Origin of the sequence: Dactylosporangium sp. CA-139066, from assembly GCF_050936175.1 — a bacterium.
Lineage (GTDB): Bacteria > Actinomycetota > Actinomycetes > Mycobacteriales > Micromonosporaceae > Dactylosporangium.
This window is the reverse complement of the sequence record NZ_JBNJNH010000001.1, coordinates 9567426-9591413: the sequence shown is the minus strand read 5'-3', so window position 1 is coordinate 9591413 and position 23988 is coordinate 9567426. Positions and strand designations below refer to the sequence as shown.

Sequence of the window (23988 nt, the reverse complement as noted above, 5' to 3'; positions counted from 1 at the left end):
GACGACAGCCGCAGCTAACCCGGCGGCCACGTCCGCGGACTAGGTTCGCGCGATGGACGCGGTCGACGGGTACTGCGAACGCCTCGGGCCGGGCCTGTGGGCCGAGCCGCTGAACGCGGTCTCCAACCTGGCCTTCCTCATCGCCTCGGCGCTGCTGCTCGTCCGGTTCCGGCGCGACGGGCCGCGGGCGCTGCCGATCCTGCTCGGCGTCGTCGGGCTGTGCAGCCTGTCCTTCCACACGTTCGCCGACGGGGTGACGGCGGCGCTGGACTCGCTGTCGATCCTGGTGTTCGTGCTCGTCGCCATCGTGCTGCTGGTCCGGCACGGGTTCGGGGTGCCGGCGTCGCCGGCCTGGCTGGCCGTGCCGGCGTTCATCGTGGCGTCCGGCGCCGTGGACGCGGCGCTGCTGCTCGCCGGCCCGCGGTACACCCTCGGCGGTTATCTTCCGGCCGGACTGGCGCTGGCCGTCTTCGCGGTCGCGCTGCGGTCGCGGCGCCTGCTCCTGGCGACCGGCGTCTTTGCGGTGTCGCTCACGCTGCGCACGCTCGACGAGCCGCTGTGCGGATCGCTGCCGATCGGCACCCACTGGCTGTGGCACTGCCTCAACGCGGTCGTGCTCTACCTCGTCGCGCTCGACATCGCCGACCGGGTGACCGGCCGGACCCCGCGGCCCGCCTAGAAGCCCGAGGCCGGCGTCGCTCATTGGCTTCTTCTCAGCGCGAGCCGGGCGGCCCCGAGCGCGGGGTCGCCCGCTGTGCCGATGGTGGCGCCGCGGCCCTCCAGCGTGGCCTGGACGGCCCGGCGGACCGGGGTGTCCGCGCTCAGCAGCCCGCCGGCCAGCACCACGGGCGCGTCCGGGGCCTCGAGCTCGTCCAGGGTGGCGACCAGGCGCGCGGCGCCGTCGGCCACGATCGCGGCCGCGTCCGGGTCGCCGGCGTCGGCCAGCTCGCAGACCAGCGGGGCCAGGGCGCCGAACGGCGGTAATGCCTGGGCCCAGTGCACCAGGTCGTCGGCGGTGGCGGCGCCCGCGTGGGCCGCGACCGCCCGGGCCAGGGGAGCGGACCAGCGGCGCGCGGCGAAGCGGACCGCCCGCAGGCCCAGCCACAGGCCCGAGCCCTCGTCGCCGAGCAGCCAGCCCAGGCCGTCGGCGACGCGGGTGATCTCCAGGTCGTCGACCAGCGCGGCGACCGCGCCGGTGCCGGCGATGAGCACCGCGCCCGCGGCCCAGTCGCCGCCCGCCGCGAACGCGGTCACGGCGTCGCCGACGACCGGGATCTCGCAGCGCAGGCCCAGTGCCGCCCACTCGGCCGCGAACGCGGCGGCGACACCTGGGTCGGCCAGCGCGCTGCAGCCGGCGACGCCGACCACGCCGGCGGTCACCGAGGCCGGGTCGAGGGGGCCGAGCGCCGACCGCAGCGCCGACCCGATGGCGCGTGCGGCCGACACACCGGCGGCCGACGGGTTGCCCGGGCCGGCGGCGCCGCGCCCCAGGACGGCGCCCGACAGGTCGGTGACGACCGCCTTGGAGGCGGTACCACCCGCATCGATGCCGATCACCAGGGATCCAACCACGACGGCCATGGCGTCGATGGAAACATAGAAAATGCTTATTGACTAGAAGTTGAAGTGGTCGTAATTTTCATCGCCAAGGCAGAACGATGAAAAAGGTGACCGAAGTTGACGGGTGAGAGTGGCGGGCTGCTCGGGCGGCTGCGCATCGAGGGGCCGACGATGCCGGAGGCCCTGGCGAAGATCGCCGAGACGATCCTGGGCGATCCGGAGACGGCCGCGCACGCCAGCATCGTCGACCTCGCCGAGCGCTCCGGCACCTCGACGGCCACGGTCACGCGGTTCAGCCGGACGCTGGGCTTCAAGGGGTACGCGAACCTGAGGGTGGCGATCGCGACCGAGACCGGCCGGGCCGAGCAGGCCCGCTGGGAGACCGACATCAGCGGCGACATCGCGCCGGAGGACCCGCTCGACGGCGTTCTCGGGGTGATCACCGCGGCGGACACCCGGGCGATCCAGGCGACCGCGGCCGGGCTGGACGTCGCCGCCGTCGAGCGGGTCGCCGAGGCGATCGCGCGCGCCGGGCGGGTGGAGATCTTCGGCCTGGGATCCAGCGGCACGGCCGGGCGGGAGATGGCGTTCCGGCTCGAGCGCATCCGGGTCCCGGTGTGGTACCGCTCGGACAGCCACACCGCGCTGACCAACGCGGCGCTGCTGGGCCCGGGCGACGTCGCGATCGGGCTGTCGCACTCCGGCCGCACCCGCGAGGTGCTCGAGACCCTCGCCGAGGCGGCCGACCACGGGGCGATGACGGTGGCGGTGACGTCGTTCGGGCGCTCGCCGGTCGCCGAGGTGGCCGACGTCGTGTTCACCACGTCGGTCCACGAGACCACCTTCCGGGTCGCGGCCCTCTCCGCGCTGCACTCGCAGCTGCTGGTCCTGGACCTCATCTACGTCGCGGTGGCGCAGCGCACGTACGAGCGCACCGCCGAGGCCCTCGAGCTCACCGTGCGCGCCGTCGACGCGCACCGGGTGCCCGACACGACCAACAACCGCAAGCGACCACGGAGGGAAAAGCCGCTGTGAGCATCAGAAGTACCGACTACGTCGAGGCGATCCGCGAAGCCATCGACCGGGTCGGGACCACCCAGGGCGACAAGGTGGCGCACGCCGCCGACCTGATGACCGCCACGGTGCAGGCGGGCGGGGTGATCCAGGCGTTCGGCTGCGGGCACTCCGAGGCGCTCGCCATGGAGATCGCCGGCCGGGCCGGCGGCCTGGTGCCGACCAACCGCATCGCGCTGCGCGACATCGTGCTCTACGGCGGCGAGCCGCTCAGCGCCCTGGCCGACCCCAACCTGGAGCGCACGCCCAGCGTCGCGCACAAGCTCTACGACCTGGCCCCGGTCAAGCCCGACGACACCTTCGTCATCGCCTCCAACTCCGGCGTCAACGGCGCCGTGGTGGAGATGGCGCACCTGGTCAAGCAGCGCGGTCACGCGCTCATCGCGATCACGTCGCTGGAGCACTCCGCGCGGGTCGACTCCCGGCACGCCAGCGGGATGAAGCTCGCCGACCTCGCCGACGTCGTGCTGGACAACGGGGCGCCCTACGGCGACGCGTCGCTGCCGCTGCCCGGCGGCGGTGCCGTCGGGGCCGTCTCCTCGATCACCGCGGCCCTGCTGGCCCAGCAGATCGTCACCGAGGTGGTGGCGCGCCTGCTGGCGCTGGGCGTCACGCCGCCGGTCTACCTGTCCGACAACGTGCCTGGCGGGCGGGAGCACAACGCAGAACTCGAGGCGCGGTACGCCGGGCGCATCCGGCGTACCGCATAAAGGGAGAGAAGGCCTGATGAACCCCTCACCTTCCACTTCAACGTACCCCAGCCGCAGAACGGTGCTGAAGACGGCACTGGGCGCGGCGGCCACGGTCCCGCTGCTCAGCGCCTGTGTGACGAGCGGGAGCAACGACGACAAGCCGGCCGCGAACGGCGGGGCGAAGAGCGCCGACAACCCGCTCGGCGTCAAGGACGACGCCCCGCTCGAGGTCGTCATCTTCAAGGGCGGCTACGGCGACGACTACGCCAAGCACGCCGAGGACCTCTACAAGCAGAAGTACGCGAAGGCGACGATCGACCACAAGGGCATTCAGAAGGTCGGCGAGGCGCTGCAGCCCCGCTTCGTGGCCAACACGCCCCCGGACGTGGTCGACAACACCGGCGCCGGCCGCCTCGACATCGCCACACTGGTCGGGGCCAAGCAGCTGTCGGACCTGGGCGAGCTGCTCGACGCGCCGTCCTTCGACGACCCCGGCACCAAGGTCCGCGACACGCTGCTGCCCGGAGTGGTCGACGACGGCACCTTCGACAAGTCGGTCCTGGTGCTCAACTTCACCTACACCGCCTGGGGCCTGTGGTACTCCAAGCCGCTGTTCGCGAGCAAGGGCTGGACCTACCCGAAGACCTGGGACGAGATGCTCACGCTGTGCGCCACCATCAAGGCGGCGGGCGTGGCGCCGTGGACCTACCAGGGCAAGTACCCGGAGTACATCAACGACCCCCTGCTGTCGATGGCGGCCAAGGCCGGCGGGATGGATCTGGTCAAGGCCGTCGACAACCTGGAGCCCAACGCGTGGAAGGCCGACGGGCTCAAGGCGGCCGCCGAGGCCTTCGCCGAGCTGGCCGGCAAGGGCTACATCATGTCGGGCTCGGAGGCGCTGTCGCACACCGAGGCGCAGGCCGCCTGGTGCCAGGGCAAGGCCGCGTTCATCCCGTGCGGCTCGTGGCTGGAGAGCGAGCAGAAGGACGTCGCCCCGAAGGGCTTCGACATGGTGATGGGGGCGGTGCCGCCGCGCACGTCGAGCGACAAGATGGGCCCGGCCGCGATCCAGGCCGCCAGCTCCGAGGCGTTCCTGGTGCCGGCCAAGGCCAAGAACGTCGCCGGCGGGCTGGAGTACCTGCGCATCCTGTTCTCGAAGCAGTCGGCGAAGGCCTTCGCGCAGACCGCGGGCACGCTGCCGGCGGTGGCCGGGGCGACGGACGGGCTGACGCTGTCCAGCGGCCTGGGCTCGACCCGCGACGCGGTCACCGCGGCCGGCAAGGAGGCGTTCACCTATCGCTTCCGCACCTGGTACGCCCCGCTGGCCAAGGCTGTCGACGACGCGACCGGCGAGCTGGTCAACAAGCGCGCCACGGCCGCCGAGTGGGCCGACCGCGTGCAGAAGGCCGCCGATGCGCTCGCGAAGGACTCCAGCGTCAAGAAGTACACCCGCTGATGGGTGCCCAAGGATGAAGCACGGTCGGCTGCGGTTCCTCTTCGGTGCGCTCGTGCCGGCGCTGGTGCTGCACGTCCTCTTCGTGCTGTCGCCGTACGCGCAGGCGTTCTACCTCTCGCTCACCGACTGGACCGGCGTGGCCGGCGAGGCGCACTTCGTCGGGGCGGGCAACTATGCCCGCCTCGGCGGCGACTCCCTGTTCCTCGACGCGGTGCGCAACAACGCGGTCATGCTCGCGGTGGTACCGCTGGTCACCATCGCCCTGGGCCTGTTCCTGGCCAGCATGCTGCACCTGGGCGGCCGCGACGGCCGCTCCGGCATCGCGGGCTCGCGGATCTACCAGATCGTGTACTTCTTCCCGCAGCTGCTGTCGCTGGTCATCATCGCGGTGCTGTGGTCGTTCATCTACAACCCCAACACGGGCCTGCTCAACGGCGTGCTGCGCGGCGTCGGGCTCGGCTCGCTGGCCCGCAGCTGGCTGGGCGACCCGGCGCTCGCGCTGCCGGCCGTGATGGCCGTGCTCGTGTGGTCCTCGGCCGGGTTCTACATGGTGCTGTTCAGCGCCGCGATCGACTCCATCCCGAAGGAGCTGTTCGAGGCCGCGCTGCTGGACGGGGCCGGCGGCTGGGCCACGTTCCGGCGGGTGACGCTGCCGCTGGTGCGCGACACCGTGCAGGTGGGGTTCGTGTACCTCGGCATCGCCGCCCTGGACGGCTTCGCGATCGTGCAGGTCATGACGGCCGGGCCGGGCGGACCGGACGGGGCCACCGAGGTGATCGGGCTGTCGCTGTACCGCAACGCCTTCACCTACGGCAGGTTTGGCTACGCCTCGGCGATGGGGGTCGCGCTGTTCTTCGCGACGCTGACGCTGGCCGTGCTCGCCCTGCGGGCGGGCCGCAAGGAGAGGGTCGAGCTCGCGTGAAGCGTGTCCTGCCGCATGTGGCGATGCTCTGCTGGGGCGTGGTGACCGCGCTGCCCCTGCTGTGGGCGGTGCTGAGCTCGTTCAAGACCGACCAGCAGATCCTCACCGACCCGTGGTCGCTGCCCTCCTCGCCGCACTTCGAGAACTGGTCGCGGGCCTGGAACCAGGCCGACATCGGCCGGTACTTCTTCAACAGCGTCATCGTCGTCGGCGGCGCGCTGCTGCTGACGATGCTGCTCGGCTCGCTGGTGGCGTATGCGCTGGCGCGGTACGACTTCCGCGGCAACCGGCTCATCTACTACACGTTCGTCGCGGCCATGTTCTTCCCGGTGTTCCTGGCCCTGGTGCCGCTGTTCTTCGTGGTACAGCAGCTGGGCCTGCTCGGCACGTACCAGGGCCTGATCCTCGTCTACGCCGCCTACGCGGTGCCGTTCACCGTGTTCTTCCTGCACTCGTTCTTCCGCACGCTGCCGGCCGAGGTCGCCGAGGCGGCGTTCATGGACGGCTGCTCGCACGCGGGGGTGTTCTTCCGCGTGATGCTGCCGATGGCCCGGCCCGGGCTGGTCGCCGTCGGCATCTTCAATTTCCTCGGGCTCTGGAACCAGTACCTGCTCCCGCTGGTTCTCAATCCCGACCCGGACCGGTACGTCCTGGCGCAGGGCCTGGCCTCCCTGTCGGTCAGCCAGGGCTACCGAAGCGACTGGAGCGGACTGTTCGCCGGCCTCACCATCGCCATGCTGCCGGTGCTCATCGCCTACGTCGCGTTCCAACGGCACATCCGCGCCGGTATGACCGCCGGCGCGGTCAAGTAACGGTCCATCCACTCCCATCCCCTCAGGAGGACCCTGCCCATGTCCATCGGCAAACGTCGATCTTTGACGATCGCGTCCGTCATCGCGTTGGCCGGCGCGCTCGGCGGCGTCGCGATCACCGCGGCCACCGTCGGCACCGCCAGTGCCGCCGCCAACAACTGCGGGTACCTGTTCGACGACTTCAACTACAGCTCGTCCAGCGACGCGTCGCTGACCTCGCACGGGTGGGTGCCGCGCACCTACTCCGGCGGCCCGGGCGTGCCCGGCGCCACCTGGTCGGCCAACAGCATCTCCTTCCCGACCAACGGCGGTCAGAAGGTCATGCAGCTCACCGCGTCCACGGACGGCACCGGCGGGGGAACCAACCAGGCCGAGCTCTACACGAGCCAGAAGCGGTACCTCGAAGGCACCTACGCCAGCCGGATCCGCTTCACCGACACGCCGACGAGCGGCAACGACGGCGATCACATCAACGAGACGTTCTTCACCATCAGCCCGCTCAACGGCGATCTCGACCCCACCTACAGTGAGTTGGACTTCTCGGAGTACCTGCCCAACGGCGGCTGGGGCGAGACCGGCCCGATCAACTACCAGACGACCTGGTACACGTACCGCAACGACCCGTGGTACGCCGACAACGTCCACTCGGAGGAGCGCCAGAGCTTCGACGGCTGGCACGACCTGGTCATCACCGTCTCGGGTGGCCACGTCATCTACTACATCGACGGCCAGCAGGTCGGCGACCACTCCGGCAAGTTCTACCCGCGCCAGACGATGACCATCAACTGGAACCTGTGGTTCATCGACACCGCGGCGCACTCCGGCGGCCTGAGCACCTACATCGAGCAGGTCGACTGGGTGCTGTACGCCAAGAACCAGGTCCTCACCCCGAGCCAGGCGACGGCGCAGGCGGCCGCCTACCGCAGCGCGGGCAACGCGTTCACCGACACGGTGGACTCGTCCGGCCCGTGCGTGACCCCGTCCGGCTCGGCTTCCGCGACGCCCTCCAACTCGGCGTCCCCGTCCAAGTCCCCTTCGGCGTCACCGTCGCCGTCGAAGTCCACCCCGCCGGCGACCAGCTGCAACACGGCGCCGGAGTGGTCGATCAGCGCGGTCTACACGACCGGCCAGACGGTCAAGCACGAGAAGAGCCTCTACGGCGACCCCAACGGCCCGGCGTCGGGCCAGGGCAAGCACCTGTGGCGCGCCAAGTGGTGGACGCAGGGCTCCGAGCCCGGCTGGACCGCCAACTGGGAAGACCTCGGCCACTGCTGACCCGCGGGCCGGCGCCCCTCACCGGGGCGCCGGCCCTACGGCCGGATCAGCGCCCAGACCTCGGCCGGGCACTGGTCGGGTGCGAAGTGCCCGACGCCCGAAGATGCGGACGAATACTGACCGCATCCGGCCGTACCGTCTGCTCGTGGTTGTGACGCAGCGGACCCTGAACCGCACCTATCTCCGTCGCCAGCTCCTGCTGGACCCCGCCCCGCACACCGTCGCCGAGGCCGTGGCCCGGCTCGTCGCGGTGCAGGCGCAGGAGGTCGACGCGCCGTACGTCGGGTTGTGGGCGCGGCTGCCCGGCTTCACGCACGACCGGCTCACCGCGGCCCTGGAGGACCGCTCGGTGGTGCGCGCGGGCCTGCTGCGCGGGACCCAGCACCTCACCGCGGCCGAGGACTACCGGTGGCTGCGGCCACTCGTCAAGGCCGGGATGGGGCAGGCGGGGCTCTCGCCGTTCCGGCGGCAGATCGAGGGCCTCGAGCTGGCCGAGATCGGCGCCGCGGCCACCGAGGCGCTCACCGGGCGGACCCTGACCCGGCCGCAGCTGGCGAAGGCCCTCGGCGAGCGGTTCCCGGGCCGGGAGGCGATCGCACTGGCGTGGGCCGCCCAGCACCAGCTGTCGCTGATCCACCCGCCGCCGTCGGGCGTCTGGCGGCGCCGCGGGCACGTGCACGTGGCGCTGGCCGAGGAGTGGCTGGGCGCCCCGCTGCGGGAGTCCTCGGTGCGGGAGCTGCTGCAGCGGTACCTCACGTCGTGCGGCCCGGCCACCGCCGCCGATCTGCAGGTGTGGTCGGGCGTGCGCCGGCTGCGCGCGCAGGTCGAGCAGTTGCGCCCCTCCTTGCGCGTCTACCGCGACGAGGACGGCCGCGAGCTGTTCGACCGGCCCGATCTGGAGCTCGCCGACCCCGACGAGCCCGTCCCGGTGCGCTTCCTGCCGGAGTTCGACAACCTGGTGCTGAGCCACGACGACCGCGGCCGCATCATCTCGTCGGCGGCCGACCGCGCGCTGGTCTGCCCCGGGTACTCGGTCGTGCGCCCCACGTTCCTCGTCGACGGCTTCGTCGCCGGGACCTGGTCGGCCTCGCCCGAGCGCCTGGTGGTCTCGCCGTTCCGCCCGCTCGCCGACCCGGCCGCGGTGTACGCCGAGGCCGCGCGGCTGCTCGAGTTCCTGCAGCTGCCGGGGGCCGCGGTGGTGCTAGAAGAGCGTTAGCGGTTCGGGCTCCGGCAGCGGCGCCAGCCCCGGCACCTCGGCGCGCACGGCGGCGTGGAACTCGCGGGCCAGGCGCGGGGCGCCGGCGTTGTCCGGGGTGTGGATGAAGAACGTGGGGGAGCGGCCCTCGCGCAGCCACTCGGCGGCGACGCCGACCCAGTGCCGCCAGCCGGCCACGGTTCGCGCGGGGTCGTCGCGGCCGAGGTACCGCACGATCGGCCGCTCGGTGAGCGCCTCCGTCCGCAGCGGCGTGCGCGGCTTCTTCGTCCACGCGTCCCGCTCGGCGTCGCTGGTCGGCGGCGTGTCGAAGAACGCGGTCGTGTCGAACGGAACCCACTCCGCCCCGGTTTCCCGCAGGACTCCGGCGAGGTCGGTCCCCGGCTGGAAGAACGCGGGGTGGCGGACTTCGACGGCGTACCGGTACGCCGCGGGCAGGCGCCGCAGGAACGACCCGAGGGCCGGCACGTCGGACGGCCCGAAGGACGCCGGCAGCTGGATCCACAGCGCGTGGGCGCGCGGCCCGAGCGGCTCGATCGCGTCGAGGAACGCTCGCAGTTCCTCGGCCCCGCCGGCCAGCCGGTACTCGTGGGTGACGGCCCGCGGCAGCTTGAGCACCATGCGGAAGGCGGGATCGGTCTGCCGCGCCCACGACGCCACCGTCTCGCGGGACGGGGTCGCGTAGAACGTCGTGTTGCCCTCGACGGCGTTGCACTGCTCGGCGTACGCGGCCAGGCCCCGCCACGCCCACGCCTTGTGCGTCCACATGGCGCAGCCGACGTGCAGGGACGGTTCGCTCACGGGGTCGAGGGTATCGGCCACCGCATGCGGAGGCCGGGTCGGGCGCGGCGCCTGTCGGCCGGGGGTGAGCCCGGACGGCAGGCGCCGCAGGTGAAGCTGGTGGGTCGATCACTCGGCGGTGAACGTCACCCGGCGACGACGGCGCAGGGCCACGACCAGCACGGCGCCGCCCGCGACGAGCGCGGCACCGGTGCCCACCATCGGCAGCGTGGTCGACGAGCCGGTCACCGGCAGGCCCGGCGTGGAGGACGAGCCCTCCGGGGTCGGGGCGGTCGTCGACGGCGACGGGGAGGGCGACTTCGACGGCGACTTCGACGGGCTGGGGCTCGTGTTCGGCTTGCAGTCGCCGCTCAGGTGCACCTTGGCGCTCTTGAAGTTCGCCGGCTGACCGTTGGCCGGCCAGGTGCTGCGGCCGTCCTGCCAGAGGCCGTCGACGCTGAGCACCAGGTCGACCGGCTTGGTTGTGGTGTACGTCGTGGTGAAGCTGTCGTGGTCCTTCCCGTGACCCTTGCCGTCCAGCTGGATGTTGGCGTGCGTGCCGCCGTCGGGAAGGATCTTGATGTTGGACAGGGTGACGGGGGTTCCGTAGTCGTTCTCGACCGTCCAGGTGATGACGTATTTACCGTCGTCGCCACATTTCGCGACACCGGCCGGACCGGCGCTGTGCGCGCTCGCGGCGGTAGCGAAGAGGGTCGATAGGCCGACGGCGGCAGCGGCGGCGAATGTGCCCACCGCAGCCCTCCTGAACAGCGTGTTTTTCACGTCGTCTCCTACGGGGCGGAACTTAGCGACGACACAACATAGTGCGGATCGCCAGGTGCGCAACAGCCATAGCGGCATGGAGATATTACGACTGGTCCGCTTATGCCCGAATCATCCGAAAAAATTGTGAAGATCGATGCTTCCGGCCGTCACCCGTTGCAGCGCAACGGCTACCCAGAATGTCCAAACTGGTCGGTGGAGTTGTTGCGCTCCTTACCGAGATAGGGTCGCGCCGGTGGAGACGCCGCAGATCCTTCAGGTCGCGTCGCTACTGACGCTGCCGCAGCTGCAGGTCGTCGAGGTGCTGTCCCTGCGCGCGGCCGGCACCCGGCGCCGGGACCTGGCGCGGACGTTCGGGGTCGCCGTCGACGACGCTGGGTTGACCAAGGCGTTGCGGGCCGTGTTCGACGCCGGGCTCGCCTGGCCGGACGAGGCCGACGACGAATGGATCCGCACCGAGCCGCTGCACGAAGTGATCGCCAACACCTACGGGTTCGGCCGCGTCGCCGCCCACGAGCTGCGGTACCTCCCCCTGGAGCAGTTGCAGCGCATCGCCTACGAGCTCGGCGCGCCCGTCGGCCGCAACCACGGCCGGCTGGTCGAGGCGATCGGCGCCGCGCTCGCCGACCCCGACCTGGTGCGCGAGCAGTTCCGCGCGGCGCCGCGCGCGGCCCAGGACGTCATGCTCGACCTGGCCACGGGCGAGCCGTTCCACTCCGACCCGCACGCGATGATGGCGCTGCGCAGCGGCCGCCGCGGCTCGCCGCTGCGCTGGGCCGTCGACCGCGGGCTGCTCATCTTCAACGCGTACTACGGCGCCGCCATCTCCATGCCCAGCGAGGTCGGCGCCGCCCTGCGCCCCGACTTCGTCGCCCCGTTCAACCCGGCGCCGCCCGCGCCGCCGTCGGTCGCGATCAGCACCGAGCGCGTCGAGCGGGAGGGCGCGGCCGCGGCCCGGGCCGCGCTCGCGTCGGTCACGACGCTGCTGGAGGAGTGCGGGCGCACGCCGGTGCCGATCCTCAAGGCGGGCGGGATCGGGCTTCGGGAGGTACGAAAGCTGGCTCGTGCTCTTGGCAGTGACGAGGAGGGCGTGCGCTTCTGGCTCACCGTCGCGGGGATGAACGGGCTCATCGGCATCGCCGCCGACCGGGTGGCCCCGTCGGCCGAGTTCGACAACTGGCTCAAGCTCGAGCCGGCGGACCAGTTCGGCTGGCTGGTGGAGGGCTGGTTCCAGATGCCGGCCGCGCCGCTGCTGCTCGACGGCCGCCCGGCCCTGGTCGGCAGCGAGCACGACGGCACCAGCGCGCTGCTGCGGGTGACGATGGCCGCGGTGCTCGCGTCGCTGCGCGGCGGCCGGGGCGCGACCGGCGCCGAGGGGCTCGCCACGATGCTGGCGTACCTGCGCCCGCTCGTGGCCGGCGACGCCGACGAGGCGATGCCGATGGTGGAGGCGCTGTGGCGCGAGTACGAGCTCATGGGCGTCGGCGCGCACCACGCCCCGACCGCGCTGTGCCACGCCCTCGCCGCCGGCGACCCGGACCGCCTCGCCGCCGCGCTGCGCGACTTCCTGCCGGCGGCCGAGGAGACGGTGCTGCTGCAGAGCGACCTGACCGCCGTCGTCACCGGCGCCCCGTCGGCCGCGCTGAGCACCCTGCTGGACCTGGCCGCCGAGCGCGAGTCCCGCGGCGGGCACTCCTGGCGCTTCACCGAGTCCTCGGTCCGCCGCGCGTTCGACGCTGGCTCGACGGCCGAGGAGCTGATCGCCCGCATCCGCGCCGCCGCGGCCGGCGGAAGGGTCCCGCAGCCGCTGGAGTACATGGTCGCGGACGTGGGCCGCCGCCACGGCAACGTTAGGGTCCGAACGGTCGGCTGCGTGCTGCGCAGCGACGACGTGGCGCTGCTCGGCGAGATCCGCCAGGTCCGCAGCCTGGCCCGGCTGGAGCTGACGGAGCTCGCCCCGACGGTGCTGTCCTCGGCCCTGTCGCCCGCCGAGACGCTGGCCGCGCTGCGCCACGCAGGTTACGTGCCGGCCGCCGAGAACCCGGACGGCACGCTCGCCGTCGAGCGCCCGACCCGCCACCGCGCCGACGTTCCCCCCGGACGGTGATGCCGCGATTGCGCTGAGTGGTAACGCAAGATCGGCTTTTTTCGCGTGCTGTAGCGTTGGTGAAGATGGAGCGCGCCGAACCGAGGGGCTTGTCGCGGTCCGCGGCTAGGCCCCGATCAGGCGCCGGTCCAGGAAGTCGATGACGGCGCGCGTCAACGCCACCCGGTGGCCGGAGAACGCGTGATCGCTCGGCAGCGTGAGCTCCTCGAAGCCGTCGAGCGATCGATACGCCTCGACGACCGGCGCGTGGTGCAGCGCGGGTTCGGCCACCGTGTCGTTGCCCGCCGCGACCAGCAGGACCGGCCGCCCGGCGAGCCGCGGGCCCAGCCCGGCCAGGCGCCACGCCGCGCCGGCGCCGGGGGAGTCCAGCTCGGCCAGCAGGGCGTCGGCGCTCGTGCCGCGCAGGGGCAGCAGGTCGGAGCCGAACATGGCGTGGGCCTCGCGCCGGACCGCCTCGGGGGCCTGCGACACGGCGCCGAAGTCGAAGGACGCCAGGGCGGCCACCGCGCGGACCGACGGGTCGGCGGCCGCGGTCATGAGGGCCGCGAAGCCGCCCAGGCTGTGGCCGACGAGCGCGACGCGCGCCGGGTCCAGCGCGTGGTCGGGCGCGAGCTCACGGGCGGCGGCGACCGCGCGGGCGGCGTCGGCCAGGACGTTGCGCCAGGAGTACTCGCCGCCGACGCCCCACGAGCCGCGGTAGTGGAAGACGAGCGCCGCGTAGCCGGCCCGGCGCAGGGCCTGGGCCAGGTCGAAGTTGCGCTCGTTGCCGGGGAAGCCGTGCAGCAGCACCGCGATCGGGTGGGGGCCGGGGCCGGCGGGGACGTGCAGGACGCCCAGCAACGGGATGCCGTCGCTGTCGAAGCGCACCTCGGGGGTGCGGGCGGCGGGGCGCAGCGAGGGGTCGGGATCGAACTGCCAGCGGTCGGTCACGTTACCTTTGTACAAGGCGACCGCGGGGACGGGCGCGCAGAATCGGGGCATGACCACCGCGAAGCCCGTGAACCTGACCGAGGCGCTGGCGTCCTTCAGCGACGTGTACAGCCCGCGCATCGTGGCGCGCATGAACGACTACGACGTGCGGATCGCGCACACCCGCGGCGAGCACGTCTGGCACACGCACAACGACACCGACGAGTTCTTCCTCGTGCTCGACGGGCGGTTCGACATCGCCCTGCGCGACGGCGACGGGCACGAGCACACCGTGGTACTGCACCAGGGTGACACGTTCGTCGTGCCGCGCGGTACCGAGCACAAGCCGTCGTCGCCGGGGGGCTCGATTCTCATGTTCGAGCCGTCGGGGACCCTGACGACCGGGGACTCGCACGACGGGGCGATCCCCGCGCACGTCGACAGCACCGTGGGGCATGAGCTGGCGTGATAGACGTACCGCACACCGCTGCGAGGGGCCTGGGGGCGGACCGCGACAAGCCGCTCGGCTCGGCGCGCTCCATCTTCACCAACGCTACAGCACGCGAAAAAAGCCGATCTTGCGTTGCCACTCAGCGCAATCGCGACATCACCGTCCGGGTTCTCGGCGGCCGGCAGGTAACCGGCGTGGCGCAGCGTGGCCGGGCGAGCTACGCGCGATGCGGCGACGCGTAGCGGCGCAGGGTCGTCGGGGCGATGCCCGACTCCGCGGCCAGGGCGGTCCACGGCGCGCCCTCGGCCCGGCGTGCGGCCACGAACGCGGCCAGCGACGCGAAGCCCAGCGACAGCGCCGCCGCGCGCTCCCGGGCCTGCGCGTCGTGGCGCTTCGTCGCGTGGGCGCGCGGCTCGAGGCCGTGGTGGCGCAGCGCGGCCAGCACCGTCCAGCGCGACACCCCGGCCGCCAGCGCGATCGCGGCCACGCTGCGGTGCCGCTCGACGTGCTCGGCGCGCAGATAGGCGGCCGTGTCCGCGTGCCCGAGGGAGCGGGCGAACGGGCCCAGGCGCGCCTCGCCCGGGGGCGGGCGGTCGGGCACCGGGGTGTGCCGGGCGACCCAGTCCTTGTGCAGGCCGGCCTCCCGGCTGATCGCGGCCATGCTCAGCCCGGCCCGCACCCGCGCGGCCACGTACTCGTCGAACGTCGCGAACCCGAACCGCCGCGCGACGTCGGCCGCGATCCGGGCGCGGTGGCGCTCGCCGCGGCGCCGGTTGCCCTCGGCGCGGGCGGCCGGGTCGACCCCGGCCAGGGCGGCCAGGGTCTTCGAGCGCCGCTCGGGCGGGTGCGGCCGGCCCAGTGCGGCGCGGGCGGCGGCTGCGGTCAGCGCGCCGCTGGCCGAGCGGTCGCGCGCGGCGAGACGGGCCCGCCGGATCGCCGGCTCCGCGTAGCGGGCGTTCAGCGCCTCCGCGCGCCGCTTGCGGGTCGCGGGGCCGCTGAGGGGGTTGCCGAGCTCGAGGCCGAAGGCGGCCACATAGCCGGTTCTGGTCCAGCCGTGGTACCGCAGATGGCTCGCCACCGACAGGAACCACCTCCCGCACAGGTGGCAGCAGACCCGGTCGCCGTCCACGAGCAGCTCGCCGACCGGCGCGTAGTGCGGCGTGCCGTCGGCCAGGAGTCCCAGTGCCTGCGTCACCGCGCACCCCCTCGGTAGTCACATTGAGACTACCGAGGTGCAGCATAGGCTGCGCTGCGTGCCGCCGCCATCGCTGTCGCTGCCCGAGTGGATCGTGCTCACCCTCGTCGACGAGGCGCCCGCCCACGGGTTCGCGGTGGCCGCGCTGACGGCGGAGGACGGCGACGTCGGGCGGGTGTGGCACGTGCCGAGGCCGATCGTGTACCGCGCCGTGGACCGCCTCACCGCGGCCGGCCTCCTCGTCGTGGCCGGGACGCAGGCGGGCCGGCGCGGGCCGCAGCGCTCGATCCTGTCGGCCACGCCGGAGGGGGCCGCGGCGGTCGCGGAGTGGCTCGCCCGGCCGGTCGGGCACGTGCGGGACCTGCGCTCGGAGTTCCTGGTCAAGCTCGCGCTGCTGACCCGCCGCGGCGCGCCGCTGGACGGCCTGGTCGCGGCGCAGCGGACGGTCATCGCGCCGTTGGAGCCGGCCCTGGCCCGCCGCCGCGCCGAGGCGACCGGCTTCCCGGCGATCCTGGCCGCGTGGCGGCACGAGACCGCCCGTGCCGCCCTGAACTTCCTGAACGGCCTGTGACGCGGACGAACCCTATGCGAGGTGGCGCTCGACCGAGGCGACCTTGGACTCGAGCCGCCCGACCGGGCCCTCGCGCCAGTCGACCTTGATCACGGTGCTGGTGCGGGGCGACGCGGCCTGCACCACCGCGACGGCCGCCTGGACGACCGCCATGACCTCCTCCCACGTCTCACCCTCGACGGTGGTGAACATGGCGTCGGTGCGGTTGGGCAGCCCCGAGTCCCGCACGACCCGCACCGCCGCGGCGACGAGCTCCCCGACGTCGGACCCGGACCCGATCGGCGTGACGCTGAATGCGACAAGAACAGACATGCCTGCGACGCTAACCTCTTCTGCGTGCGAGTCCTGATCACCAACGACGACGGCATCGCCTCACGCGGCCTGCAAGCGCTCGCCCGCGCGGTGCGCGACGCCGGCCACCACGTGCGGGTGGCCGCCCCGCACGTTGAGGCCAGCGGCGCCGGCACCGCCCTCAACGCGGTCACCCAGGACGGCCGCCTGCTGCTGGAGCGCGTCGAGCTGCCCGGGGCCGCCGGCGGGATCGAGGCGTACGCGGTCGCCGCCTCGCCCGCCTACATCGCCGTGCTGGCCGCGATCGGCACGTTCGGCCCGGCCCCCGACGTGCTGCTGTCGGGCATCAACCGCGGCGCGAACGCCGGGCACGCGATCCTGCACTCCGGCACCGTCGGCGCCGCGCTCAGCGCCGCCGCCGAGGGCCTGCGCGCGATGGCCGTCTCCCTCGACGTCTTCACGGCCCTGGCCGCGACGGGCGCGGGCAGTGACGCCGCCCTGCAGGCGTTCCAAGGCCTGCACGACGACGCACTGCACTGGGCCGCCGCGGCCGATCTGGCCGTACCGCTGGTGCCCTGGCTGTCCGCCGCGCCGCCCGGCACCGTGCTGAACCTCAACGCGCCCGACCTCCCGCGGGAGCGCATCCGCGGCCTGCGCCGCGCCACCCCGGCCCCGTTCGGCCAGGTCCAGATGGCCGTCGCCGAGTCGGGCCGCGACTTCGCCCGCATCACGGTCGCGGTCCGCGAGGACGAGCGCCCGCCCGGCACGGACCTGGCCCTGCTGGCCGAGGGCTACGCGACCCTGACCGCGATCCGCCCGCCCGCCGAGGACCCGTCCGTCACGCCGCCCGTGGACTGAGCGGGCGCTCCGTCAGGGTGAAGTCGATCGCGTGGATGTCGTACCGCACGCCCTCGTCCTCCTGGGGATCGACGTCGCGCGCCCCGGCGGTGTAGAGCTGGTCGATCATGTCCTGCAGCGGCGACACCCCGCCCCAGCGCGGCGCGGCGCGCGACTCCCGGTGGCCCGGCTGCTCGAGCGGCGAGAGGTCGAGCCGGTCGGAGGTGACGACCACGAGCAGCGTCTCGTCCCGCGCGTGCCGCGGCTCCAGCCCGCGCGGCCACGAGAGCCCGGCGCCCAGCAGCTCGTTGCTGCGCTCGTCGCGCCCGAACGTGTAGGTCTCGCCGGAGGACAGCTCGCGGCCGGCCGGCGACGATCGGGTCAGCACGGTGATGCCGCCCGAGACGCCGATGTCGAGCAGCGAGACGTACACCGTCTCCAGGCCCTTGTTGCGCACGGTGACGTAGATGCGTCCGCCGGCGGCCACGGTCTCGCCGGCCGGCTCGAGCGGGCGCGCCTGCCCGGCCTCGACGAGCCCCCACTCGATCGTCACGGGCGCGTGCAGCGCGCCCGACGGGCTCTGCACGAGCCCGCGCAGGTGGGTGGCCTGCCCGAGCACCTTCAGCGAGCGCAGCAGGTCGCCGATGCCGTCGCCGTTCGCGAGCCGGGGCGGGTGCAGCGGGCCGAGCCGGTCGTGCAGCGTCAGCCGGCCGTCCGCCTCGACGGTGACCTCGGCGACCCACGACGGGTCGTCCGGCTCGGCGAGCTGCACCAGGCCGACCATCGGCAGCCGCTCGAGCAGCGTCCGCGTGCGCGGGTCGTCCGCCGGCACCCGCACCCGGATCCGCGGCGCGGTCACCTTCGTGCGGAACGCGCGCGCGCCGGTCGGGAGCCCGGCGAAGCCGCGGGCGAACGTCACCGGCCCCTCGGCGACCATCGAGCCGACCTTGTCGACGACGAGGTCGCCGACCCGCCGCGCCTTGTCGGCCGCGGTCGAGCCGGCCGGCATGATCATGAACTCGTCGCCGGTCTGCACGCCCAGCAGGGGCGCGCAGCTCAGGCGCGCGCGGTCGGCGGCCCGGTCGGCCGGCGTCACCGGCAGCGACGTGAGCAGGTCGCCGTGCTCGGTCGTGAACACGATCCGGTTGGACGGCCCCTCGGCGTCGGGCCGCTGCGGGAAGCGTAGGTCGACGACCCGCTTGCGCACCCGGTCCATGACCGTCGCCCAGGTGACCGGGGTGTCGCCGACCTCGGCGAGCGTCAGCGTCAGCGCCTCGGTCATGGCGCCGATGTAGTTGCCGGCGTCCAGGCTCAGATACTCAGAAGACGTCTCGAACGGGGCGCACGCCACGATCCGCACCGCGTGGTCGTTGCCGGCGCTGCGGTACCGCTGGATCGGCAGCCCCTCGGCGACCAGCCGGTCGATGTGGTCGCGGATGCGGCGGTACGGCATCGGCGGCACCGTCCGCGCCACCCGCTCGTCGCGCGACATCTGCCCGGAGTGGCAGCAGTCCAGGATCACGGTCACGTTGTGCGTCTTGTCCGTGAGCCGCCGCTGCAGCAGGGAGAGCTCGATGCCGGTGATGCCCCGGAAGTCCGCCGCCTGCGGGTCGAAGTCGAGCGGCACGATGAACTGCATGTCCAGCGGCCGGTAGCCGCGCTCGTCGCGCGCCTCCGGCCCGGTCTCCACCCACCCGCCGTGCCCGCTGTAGAACACGACGACGGCGTCGTCGCGCTCGGTGTCGGCGATCAGCCGTTCGTACGCGTCCAGGATGCCCTCGCGGGTGGCGTCCGGAGGCCCGCAGCGCCGTACCGTGAACCCTCGCCCGGAAAGCGTCGCCTCCATCGCGTCCAGGTCCTGCTGGACGCCCCGCAGCTTGTTGTAGTCCGACCCGATGAGCAGTGCCGTGCGTGCCACGCCGCCTCCTTGGTTGCGGTGTCCCAGGTGCATCTGACGGACCGCTCGCACCGTCCGTCAGGAAAACACACAAGGGGGGATGGACCGTGATCGACGTCGGGGAGCTGGCCCGGCTGTGCCTCGCGCTGCGCGGGCGGGGCGTGGTGACCGACGCTGAGCTGGTGCGGCGGATCGAGGCGGAGGTGCCGGCGCCCGCTGGAGCGAGCGCATCGCCCGGCAGCTCGTCGCCGCGATCGGCGAGGGCGAGTCGGCGCTGGCCGTGGCCGCCCGCGTCGAGCGCGAGCACGGCCTGGTCGACGAGGTCACGGCCGAGCGGATGGCGCTCGTCACCGCGTTGCCGGGCCCGGGCATCCTGACGGCCCGGGCCGCGCTGCTTTACTACGGACCGCGAGCGCTGGACCGCTACCGCGCCGAGCCCGGCCGGGAGCGCCAGGTGCGGGCCGCCCTGGACGCGACCCGCCCTTAGGCTCCGTCCTGGGCAACGAGGCTGGCCAGGCCGAGGATGCCGGCCCGCAGCTCCTGCAGGATCGCGGTCTGCGTGCTCGGCTTGAGCCACCGCCCGTAGTCGAGGATGTCCAGCCCGACGGTCTCCACCGCGCAGCCGTACCGCATCCCGAGCAGCAGCACCGCCGCCGCGTGCTGGAACGGGACGTACAGGTCGGTCGTCACCACCAGGATCCGCTCGGTCGGCGCCGGCCCGCCCACCATCGCCCCCCACCCGATGAACCCGTCCTGCGTGTTGGCCCGCCGCCCCGGCGTGTTGCTCGCCGCGGCCAGCACCGTCAGCGGCCCGTACGTGTCGACGCGCCACGGCTCGCCGGCCGGGCTCTGCCCGGTGCGCCGCTCCCGCACGGCCTCGACGCCGAACGCGCGCACCAGCGCCGCGGCCATGACGTCCGCCTCGACCTCGCGGTCGGGCATGTCCTCGGCCGCGGCGAACTCGACCTCGGTCGGCCCGATCGGCCGCAGGCTCGAGATCCCGGCGACCGAGCCGGCCTCGATGCCGCCGCGCACCAGGTGGGCGGCGAAGTCGGAGCGGGCCAGCGCCGTGCGGGGGCCGCCGCCGAGCACGAGCAGGTGGTCGTAGCGCGCCGCGGAGGGCCGGTTGCGCCCGGCGAGCCCGAGCGCCCGCGCCGCGTCGTGCACGAGGTCGTCGATGTGGTCCGGGTAGTCGACCGCCACGACGTCGCTGCGCTCCAGGCCGCCCTTGCGGTAGTCCCACACGTCGGAGAACGCGACCAGCTGGGCGAGGGCCTCCTCGGGCGTGCCGTGCGGCGGCGTGCCGTGGAAGGCCCGGACCAGCTCGGCCATGGCCTCGCTGCGCACCCACCGGTCGACGGCGGCGCGCATGCGCGCCGGATCGACGCCGCCGAGCGGCCATTCGGGCAGAGCGATCTCCTGCAACGTCATCCGCCCATAGAACCGAGCCCGGGCGGGCCGGTCAAATCCAGGGCCAGGCGGGCGAAGGAGCGCACGAGCGGGCCGGCGGCCGGGTCCCACGCCACCACCAGGCGGCTCGGGGGCATGTCCGTCAGCGGTACCGTGGTCAGCCCGTCCGGCATGACGTGGTACAGCGGCGTCAGGCCGATCGTGCCGCTCCACAGCACGGCCTGCAGGCATTCCTGCGCCGTGCGCACGACCGGGCCCTCGTCGCCGCCGGCGCGCCAGTAGGCGGCCCACGCCGGGTCCGTCCCCGGCGGGAAGCGGAACCAGCGGCGGCCCGCGAGGTCGGCCAGCGCCAGCGCCGGGCGCCCGGCCAGCGGGTCGTCGGCGCGCAGCACCACGCCCACCGGGTCGGCCCGCAGCACCCGCACGTCCAGGCCGCTCTCGTCGAACGGCGCGCGGGTGAGGGCCACGTCGGCCAGGCCGGCCCGCAGCCCGGTGGTCGGGTCGGTCAGGTCGGACTCGCGGACGTGGACCTCGACGCCCGGGTGCCGCTCGCGGAACGCGGCCGCGAGGTGGGTGCCGGCCTGCTCGGCGCTGTCGGCCAGGGTGCCGATGGTGATCGTCGCCGCGCCGGCGGCCGCCGCGACCCGGGCGCGGGCCTGGTCGGCCTGCTCCAGCAGGGCGCGCGCCTCGGCGTAGAGCGCGACGCCGGCCGGGGTGAGCTCGACGCCCGCGGGGGAGCGGCGCAGCAGCACGGCGCCGACGTCGGCCTCGAGCTGCTTGATCGCCCGGCTGAGCGGCGGCTGGGTCATGTGCAGTCGCGCGGCGGCCCGCCCGAAGTGCAGCTCCTCGGCGACGGCCGCGAAGTACCGCAGCGTGCGTAGCTCCATCACCAGCGACGATACCGGCCGGGTATCGGTGCGGCGGAAGAGGTGTTGGCGGCGGCCGGGCCCGGTGCGGTGGACTTGGCGGCATGGATGAACAGACGCTGCCCGATCCGGCCGTGCGGGTCGAGGCCGCCCGCGAGCTCGCCCGGGACCTGCTGGTGATCCCCAACGACGGCGTGCCGCTCGTGCCGAACGTGGGCGTCATCGGGGGTACCGAGGCGGTGCTGGTCGTCGAGACCGGCATGGGCACCGCCAACGCCGCCGAGGTCCTGAGGCTCGCGACGGACTTCGCCAGGGGCCGGAAGGTGTACCTCACGACGACCCACTTCCACCCCGAGCACGCGTTCGGCGCGCGAACCTTCGCGGGCGCGGCGACGTACCTGGTCAACCGCGCGCAGGCGGAGGACCTGCGCGCGAAGGGCCCCGGCTACCTCGGCATGTTCCGCGGCCTGGGCGAGGCGATCGCCCGCCGCCTCGAGGGCGTCGAGATCCCGGAGCCGGACGTGGTCTTCGACGAGGAGTACACGCTGGATCTGGGCGGCCGCACGGTCCGCCTGCGCCCGACGGGCCGCGGCCACAGCCGCGGCGACCAGGTCGTCACCGTCCCCGACGCGGACGTGCTGTTCACCGGCGACCTCGCCGAGGCCGGCCAGTTCGCCATCTTCCCCTGGTTCCCGCCCCACGACGCCGACGTCTCCGGCACCGGCTGGCTCGCGGTGATGGAGCGCCTGGCCGCCGAGCGCCCGGCGACGGTCGTCCCCGGCCACGGCGCGATCGGCGGCGTCGAGGTCCTGGAGGAGGTCCGCGACTACCTGCGCCTGCTGCGCGACGAGACCTGGACCCGCCGCGACTCGGCGCTGCCCGAGCCGACGATCGTCGAGGAGGTCCGCGCCGCGATGATCGCCCGCCGCCCCGACTGGGAGGGCCGCGAGTGGATCGAGCGCGGCGTGGCCTGCCTGTGCGCCGAGCAGCCCGCCTGATCGGCTACTCGCCGCGCTCCGGCAGCCGCCGCCCGCCGTGCGGCCGGGGGAACCCTTGACCGGGCGGGGCGTGTCGGTTGAGATGCTCGCCATGGGTTGCCGGTTCGTCGACCAGCGTGAGATCACCACCGCCGCGGAGCTGTCCGAGGCCGAGCAGGAGCAGCTGCGGGCGGCCGGCCGGCTGTACGACGGCGAGGACCTCAGCGCCGAGGAGCGCCTGGGCGCGGCCGAGGACGAGGAGGCGAGCTTCGCCGGCTTCGTCGCGCTCTGGCGGGTGGTCGACGGCGCGGAGCACCGCTACGACGCGTGGCTGTACCAGGTGGACAGCGGCACCATCTTCCGCGCCGGGACCACCGAGGTCGCCGCCGAGATCATCCAGTTCGGCCTGGAGCCCCACAGCGACGAGGCCCGCCGGGACCTCGGCCCGGCGCTGGTCGCCGCCGGGCTGCTGCCCAGGAGCGACTCCGCCTACGCCGAGTTCGCCGCCCTGCTGGCCGAGCAGGCGTAGGCGCCGGCGCTCACGTCGAGCCGGTGATCAGGCCGCCGGGGCCGGCAGGGAGCCGGACGCGGCGCGGGCCGCGGCGTCGGCCAGCGCGGGGATGGCGGACGGGCGCAGGGCGGAGACCGTGATGCGGACGGCCGGCGGGGTGGCGATGCGGTACAGCGCGCCCGGCGCCACCGCGTAGCCGGACTCGCGCAGCCGCGCCACGGCGGTCGTCTCGTCCGGGACCGACAGCCACGCGTTGATGCCGGTCCGGCCCGTCACCGTCAGGCCGCGCCCGCGCAGCGCGGCGACCAGGGCGGTGCGGCGGGCCTCGTACTCGTCGCGCGCCGCGGCCACCGTGGCGGCGACGGCCGGGTCCGACCACAGGGCGGTGACGAGCCGCTGCAGGATGAGCGAGACCCAGCCGGTGCCGAGGCGCTGGCGGCCGGTCAGCCGGGCGATGCTCGTCGCGTCGCCGGCGACCACGGCCAGGCGCAGGTCCGGGCCGTAGGGCTTGCTGACCGAGCGGACGAAGCCCCACGCGTCCGTCGCGCCGGCCAGGGCGTGGAGCGGCTCGACCGACAGCTCGCCGGCGTGGTCGTCCTCGATGACCAGGACACCGGGGTGGGGGGCCAGCGCGGCGCGCAGGTCGCGGGCGCGGGCGGCGGTGACGCTGGCGCCGGTGGGGTTGTGGGCGCGGCTGGTGACGACCACGGCCCGGGCGCCGGCGCGCAGGGCGTCGGCCAGGCGCTGCGGGTCGGGGCCCGCCTCGTCGACCGGGACCGGGACCGGGCGCAGCCCCAGCGCGGCAACCAGGTCGAGCAGGTTGGCCCAGCCGGGGTCCTCGACGGCGACCCGGTCGCCGGGCAGCAGGTGCGCGCCGAGCAGCCGCTCGATGCCGTCCAGCGCGCCGCCGACGACGGCGAGCTCGGTCGCGTCGATGCCGTCGCGGGCCAGCAGGGCCCGGGCCGCGGCGTTCAGCGGCGGGTGGCCGGTGCCGGCCGCGTAGCCGGTCGGCGCGGGCTCGGCCGCCAGGCGGGCCAGGTAGGGGCCGAGGTCGGGCAGCAGGCGCGGGTCCGGGCCGCCGGAGGCCAGGTCCAGCACCCCCGGCGGTACCTCCAGGCGGAACTGGCCCCGCGCGGGCGCCACGGCCGGGCGCGGGCGCACGCGGGTGCCCTGCCGGCCGGCGGACTCGGCGATGCCGCGCTGGCGCAGCGACTGGTAGGCGGCGGCGACCGTGGCCGGGCTGACGCCGAGCTGCGCGGCGGCGGCGCGGATCGGCGGCAGGGCGGCGCCCGAGGCGAGCGTGCCGCAGCGCACGCCCTCCTCGACGGCGGCGGCGATCTCGCTCGCCGTCCGGCCGGCCAGTGCGAAGGTCACCATCCGACCCTATGGCAACGGCATG

The 23988-nt window shown here is 74.0% G+C and carries 25 protein-coding genes; 15 read left to right on the top strand and 10 right to left on the bottom strand.

The features are described 5' to 3' along the window. Positions 1 to 52 precede the first annotated feature (52 nt). A complete protein-coding gene (locus ACQEVU_RS43830) occupies positions 53 to 679 on the top strand; it encodes a hypothetical protein (RefSeq protein ID WP_433334510.1) in 627 nt (208 codons plus the stop codon). Positions 680 to 699: 20 nt separating this feature from the next. Here ACQEVU_RS43830 and ACQEVU_RS43825 read toward each other — a convergent pair whose 3' ends face one another. Continuing rightward, positions 700 to 1581 carry an N-acetylglucosamine kinase gene (locus ACQEVU_RS43825; RefSeq protein WP_433334508.1) on the bottom strand — a complete coding sequence of 294 codons (882 nt, stop codon included), beginning with the start codon at positions 1579 to 1581 and terminating at the stop codon, positions 700 to 702. Positions 1582 to 1677: 96 nt separating this feature from the next. Here ACQEVU_RS43825 and ACQEVU_RS43820 point away from each other — a divergent pair, with 96 nt between their 5' ends. The 7 genes from ACQEVU_RS43820 (at position 1678) to ACQEVU_RS43790 (ending at position 9007) form a co-directional block, all read left to right on the top strand. Beyond that, entirely contained in the window at positions 1678 to 2595 is a 918-nt protein-coding gene (locus ACQEVU_RS43820) for a MurR/RpiR family transcriptional regulator (protein ID WP_433334506.1), read from the top strand. Then, on the top strand, positions 2592 to 3344 hold the full coding sequence (locus tag ACQEVU_RS43815) for a sugar isomerase domain-containing protein (RefSeq protein WP_433334504.1): 753 nt from the start codon (positions 2592 to 2594) through the stop codon (positions 3342 to 3344). The genes ACQEVU_RS43820 and ACQEVU_RS43815 overlap by 4 nt, the downstream gene beginning before the upstream one ends. Positions 3345 to 3405: 61 nt before the next feature. Then, the gene (gene ngcE, locus ACQEVU_RS43810) at positions 3406 to 4782 is read left to right on the top strand and encodes an N-acetylglucosamine/diacetylchitobiose ABC transporter substrate-binding protein (RefSeq protein ID WP_433334502.1); all 1377 of its coding nucleotides are present in this window, start codon (positions 3406 to 3408) and stop codon (positions 4780 to 4782) included. Positions 4783 to 4795: 13 nt separating this feature from the next. Further along, positions 4796 to 5704, top strand: a complete 909-nt coding sequence (locus ACQEVU_RS43805; RefSeq protein ID WP_433334500.1) for a carbohydrate ABC transporter permease — start codon at positions 4796 to 4798, stop codon at positions 5702 to 5704. A 23-nt stretch (positions 5705 to 5727) separates the two neighbouring features. Further along, the gene (locus ACQEVU_RS43800; RefSeq protein ID WP_433335346.1) at positions 5728 to 6516 is read left to right on the top strand and encodes a carbohydrate ABC transporter permease; all 789 of its coding nucleotides are present in this window, start codon (positions 5728 to 5730) and stop codon (positions 6514 to 6516) included. Positions 6517 to 6579: 63 nt separating this feature from the next. Continuing rightward, positions 6580 to 7791, top strand: a complete 1212-nt coding sequence (locus tag ACQEVU_RS43795; protein WP_433334498.1) for a glycosyl hydrolase — start codon at positions 6580 to 6582, stop codon at positions 7789 to 7791. Between the two features lie 145 nt (positions 7792 to 7936). Then, a complete protein-coding gene (locus ACQEVU_RS43790; RefSeq protein WP_433334496.1) occupies positions 7937 to 9007 on the top strand; it encodes a winged helix DNA-binding domain-containing protein in 1071 nt (356 codons plus the stop codon). On the opposite strand, the gene ACQEVU_RS43785 is transcribed toward ACQEVU_RS43790, so the two are convergent. Continuing rightward, a complete protein-coding gene (locus tag ACQEVU_RS43785; RefSeq protein WP_433335344.1) occupies positions 8993 to 9772 on the bottom strand; it encodes a DUF72 domain-containing protein in 780 nt (259 codons plus the stop codon). The genes ACQEVU_RS43790 and ACQEVU_RS43785 overlap by 15 nt on opposite strands. A 141-nt stretch (positions 9773 to 9913) precedes the next feature. Then, complete coding sequence (locus ACQEVU_RS43780) at positions 9914 to 10537, bottom strand: LPXTG cell wall anchor domain-containing protein (RefSeq protein WP_433334494.1); 624 nt, start codon at positions 10535 to 10537, stop codon at positions 9914 to 9916. A gap of 265 nt (positions 10538 to 10802) precedes the next feature. On the opposite strand from ACQEVU_RS43780, the gene ACQEVU_RS43775 reads away from it, so the two are divergent. Then, on the top strand, positions 10803 to 12674 hold the full coding sequence (locus ACQEVU_RS43775; RefSeq protein WP_433334492.1) for a helicase-associated domain-containing protein: 1872 nt from the start codon (positions 10803 to 10805) through the stop codon (positions 12672 to 12674). Positions 12675 to 12779: 105 nt separating this feature from the next. On the opposite strand, the gene ACQEVU_RS43770 is transcribed toward ACQEVU_RS43775, so the two are convergent. After that, complete coding sequence (locus tag ACQEVU_RS43770) at positions 12780 to 13604, bottom strand: alpha/beta hydrolase family protein (RefSeq protein ID WP_433334490.1); 825 nt, start codon at positions 13602 to 13604, stop codon at positions 12780 to 12782. Between the two features lie 49 nt (positions 13605 to 13653). Here ACQEVU_RS43770 and ACQEVU_RS43765 point away from each other — a divergent pair, with 49 nt between their 5' ends. Beyond that, on the top strand, positions 13654 to 14052 hold the full coding sequence (locus tag ACQEVU_RS43765) for a cupin domain-containing protein (RefSeq protein ID WP_433334488.1): 399 nt from the start codon (positions 13654 to 13656) through the stop codon (positions 14050 to 14052). A 199-nt stretch (positions 14053 to 14251) separates the two neighbouring features. Here ACQEVU_RS43765 and ACQEVU_RS43760 read toward each other — a convergent pair whose 3' ends face one another. After that, on the bottom strand, positions 14252 to 15229 hold the full coding sequence (locus ACQEVU_RS43760) for a hypothetical protein (protein ID WP_433334486.1): 978 nt from the start codon (positions 15227 to 15229) through the stop codon (positions 14252 to 14254). Positions 15230 to 15287: 58 nt separating this feature from the next. Here ACQEVU_RS43760 and ACQEVU_RS43755 point away from each other — a divergent pair, with 58 nt between their 5' ends. Then, the gene (locus ACQEVU_RS43755) at positions 15288 to 15800 is read left to right on the top strand and encodes a PadR family transcriptional regulator (RefSeq protein WP_433334484.1); all 513 of its coding nucleotides are present in this window, start codon (positions 15288 to 15290) and stop codon (positions 15798 to 15800) included. A 12-nt stretch (positions 15801 to 15812) separates the two neighbouring features. Here ACQEVU_RS43755 and ACQEVU_RS43750 read toward each other — a convergent pair whose 3' ends face one another. After that, positions 15813 to 16112, bottom strand: a complete 300-nt coding sequence (locus ACQEVU_RS43750; RefSeq protein ID WP_433334482.1) for an MTH1187 family thiamine-binding protein — start codon at positions 16110 to 16112, stop codon at positions 15813 to 15815. A gap of 24 nt (positions 16113 to 16136) precedes the next feature. Here ACQEVU_RS43750 and surE point away from each other — a divergent pair, with 24 nt between their 5' ends. Then, complete coding sequence (gene surE / locus ACQEVU_RS43745) at positions 16137 to 16949, top strand: 5'/3'-nucleotidase SurE (RefSeq protein WP_433334480.1); 813 nt, start codon at positions 16137 to 16139, stop codon at positions 16947 to 16949. Here surE and ACQEVU_RS43740 read toward each other — a convergent pair. After that, the gene (locus ACQEVU_RS43740; RefSeq protein ID WP_433334478.1) at positions 16930 to 18846 is read right to left on the bottom strand and encodes a caspase family protein; all 1917 of its coding nucleotides are present in this window, start codon (positions 18844 to 18846) and stop codon (positions 16930 to 16932) included. The genes surE and ACQEVU_RS43740 overlap by 20 nt on opposite strands. A gap of 259 nt (positions 18847 to 19105) precedes the next feature. On the opposite strand from ACQEVU_RS43740, the gene ACQEVU_RS43735 reads away from it, so the two are divergent. Beyond that, the gene (locus tag ACQEVU_RS43735; RefSeq protein WP_433334476.1) at positions 19106 to 19312 is read left to right on the top strand and encodes a hypothetical protein; all 207 of its coding nucleotides are present in this window, start codon (positions 19106 to 19108) and stop codon (positions 19310 to 19312) included. Here ACQEVU_RS43735 and ACQEVU_RS43730 read toward each other — a convergent pair. Both ACQEVU_RS43730 and ACQEVU_RS43725 read right to left on the bottom strand, forming a co-directional pair. Continuing rightward, complete coding sequence (locus ACQEVU_RS43730; protein WP_433334474.1) at positions 19309 to 20256, bottom strand: hypothetical protein; 948 nt, start codon at positions 20254 to 20256, stop codon at positions 19309 to 19311. The two genes, ACQEVU_RS43735 and ACQEVU_RS43730, sit on opposite strands and share 4 nt — an antisense overlap. Continuing rightward, positions 20253 to 21122, bottom strand: coding sequence for a LysR family transcriptional regulator (locus ACQEVU_RS43725; RefSeq protein ID WP_433334472.1), 870 nt, complete (start codon positions 21120 to 21122; stop codon positions 20253 to 20255). The genes ACQEVU_RS43730 and ACQEVU_RS43725 overlap by 4 nt, the downstream gene beginning before the upstream one ends. Before the next feature lie 83 nt (positions 21123 to 21205). Between ACQEVU_RS43725 and ACQEVU_RS43720 the strand changes: the two genes are divergently transcribed. Together ACQEVU_RS43720 and ACQEVU_RS43715 are read left to right on the top strand one after the other, a co-directional pair. Then, the gene (locus tag ACQEVU_RS43720; RefSeq protein ID WP_433334470.1) at positions 21206 to 22099 is read left to right on the top strand and encodes an MBL fold metallo-hydrolase; all 894 of its coding nucleotides are present in this window, start codon (positions 21206 to 21208) and stop codon (positions 22097 to 22099) included. A gap of 91 nt (positions 22100 to 22190) precedes the next feature. After that, a complete protein-coding gene (locus tag ACQEVU_RS43715) occupies positions 22191 to 22607 on the top strand; it encodes a hypothetical protein (protein ID WP_433334468.1) in 417 nt (138 codons plus the stop codon). Positions 22608 to 22634: 27 nt separating this feature from the next. Here ACQEVU_RS43715 and ACQEVU_RS43710 read toward each other — a convergent pair whose 3' ends face one another. After that, positions 22635 to 23966, bottom strand: a complete 1332-nt coding sequence (locus tag ACQEVU_RS43710) for an aminotransferase class I/II-fold pyridoxal phosphate-dependent enzyme (RefSeq protein ID WP_433334466.1) — start codon at positions 23964 to 23966, stop codon at positions 22635 to 22637. Positions 23967 to 23988: the final 22 nt, after the last annotated feature.

What these genes read in the sequence shown, in the direction of transcription:
- ACQEVU_RS43785 (WP_433335344.1), bottom strand. Translation starts at nt 9,772, where the DNA reads ATGTGGACGCACAAGGCGTGGGCGTGGCGGGGCCTGGCCGCGTACGCC.
- ACQEVU_RS43750 (WP_433334482.1), bottom strand. Translation starts at nt 16,112, where the DNA reads ATGTCTGTTCTTGTCGCATTCAGCGTCACGCCGATCGGGTCCGGGTCC.
- ACQEVU_RS43830 (WP_433334510.1), top strand. Translation starts at nt 53, where the DNA reads ATGGACGCGGTCGACGGGTACTGCGAACGCCTCGGGCCGGGCCTGTGG.
- ACQEVU_RS43710 (WP_433334466.1), bottom strand. Translation starts at nt 23,966, where the DNA reads ATGGTGACCTTCGCACTGGCCGGCCGGACGGCGAGCGAGATCGCCGCC.
- ACQEVU_RS43715 (WP_433334468.1), top strand. Translation starts at nt 22,191, where the DNA reads ATGGGTTGCCGGTTCGTCGACCAGCGTGAGATCACCACCGCCGCGGAG.
- ACQEVU_RS43720 (WP_433334470.1), top strand. Translation starts at nt 21,206, where the DNA reads ATGGATGAACAGACGCTGCCCGATCCGGCCGTGCGGGTCGAGGCCGCC.
- ACQEVU_RS43730 (WP_433334474.1), bottom strand. Translation starts at nt 20,256, where the DNA reads ATGACGTTGCAGGAGATCGCTCTGCCCGAATGGCCGCTCGGCGGCGTC.
- ACQEVU_RS43725 (WP_433334472.1), bottom strand. Translation starts at nt 21,122, where the DNA reads ATGGAGCTACGCACGCTGCGGTACTTCGCGGCCGTCGCCGAGGAGCTG.
- ACQEVU_RS43825 (WP_433334508.1), bottom strand. Translation starts at nt 1,581, where the DNA reads ATGGCCGTCGTGGTTGGATCCCTGGTGATCGGCATCGATGCGGGTGGT.
- ACQEVU_RS43765 (WP_433334488.1), top strand. Translation starts at nt 13,654, where the DNA reads ATGACCACCGCGAAGCCCGTGAACCTGACCGAGGCGCTGGCGTCCTTC.
- ACQEVU_RS43805 (WP_433334500.1), top strand. Translation starts at nt 4,796, where the DNA reads ATGAAGCACGGTCGGCTGCGGTTCCTCTTCGGTGCGCTCGTGCCGGCG.
- ACQEVU_RS43800 (WP_433335346.1), top strand. Translation starts at nt 5,728, where the DNA reads ATGCTCTGCTGGGGCGTGGTGACCGCGCTGCCCCTGCTGTGGGCGGTG.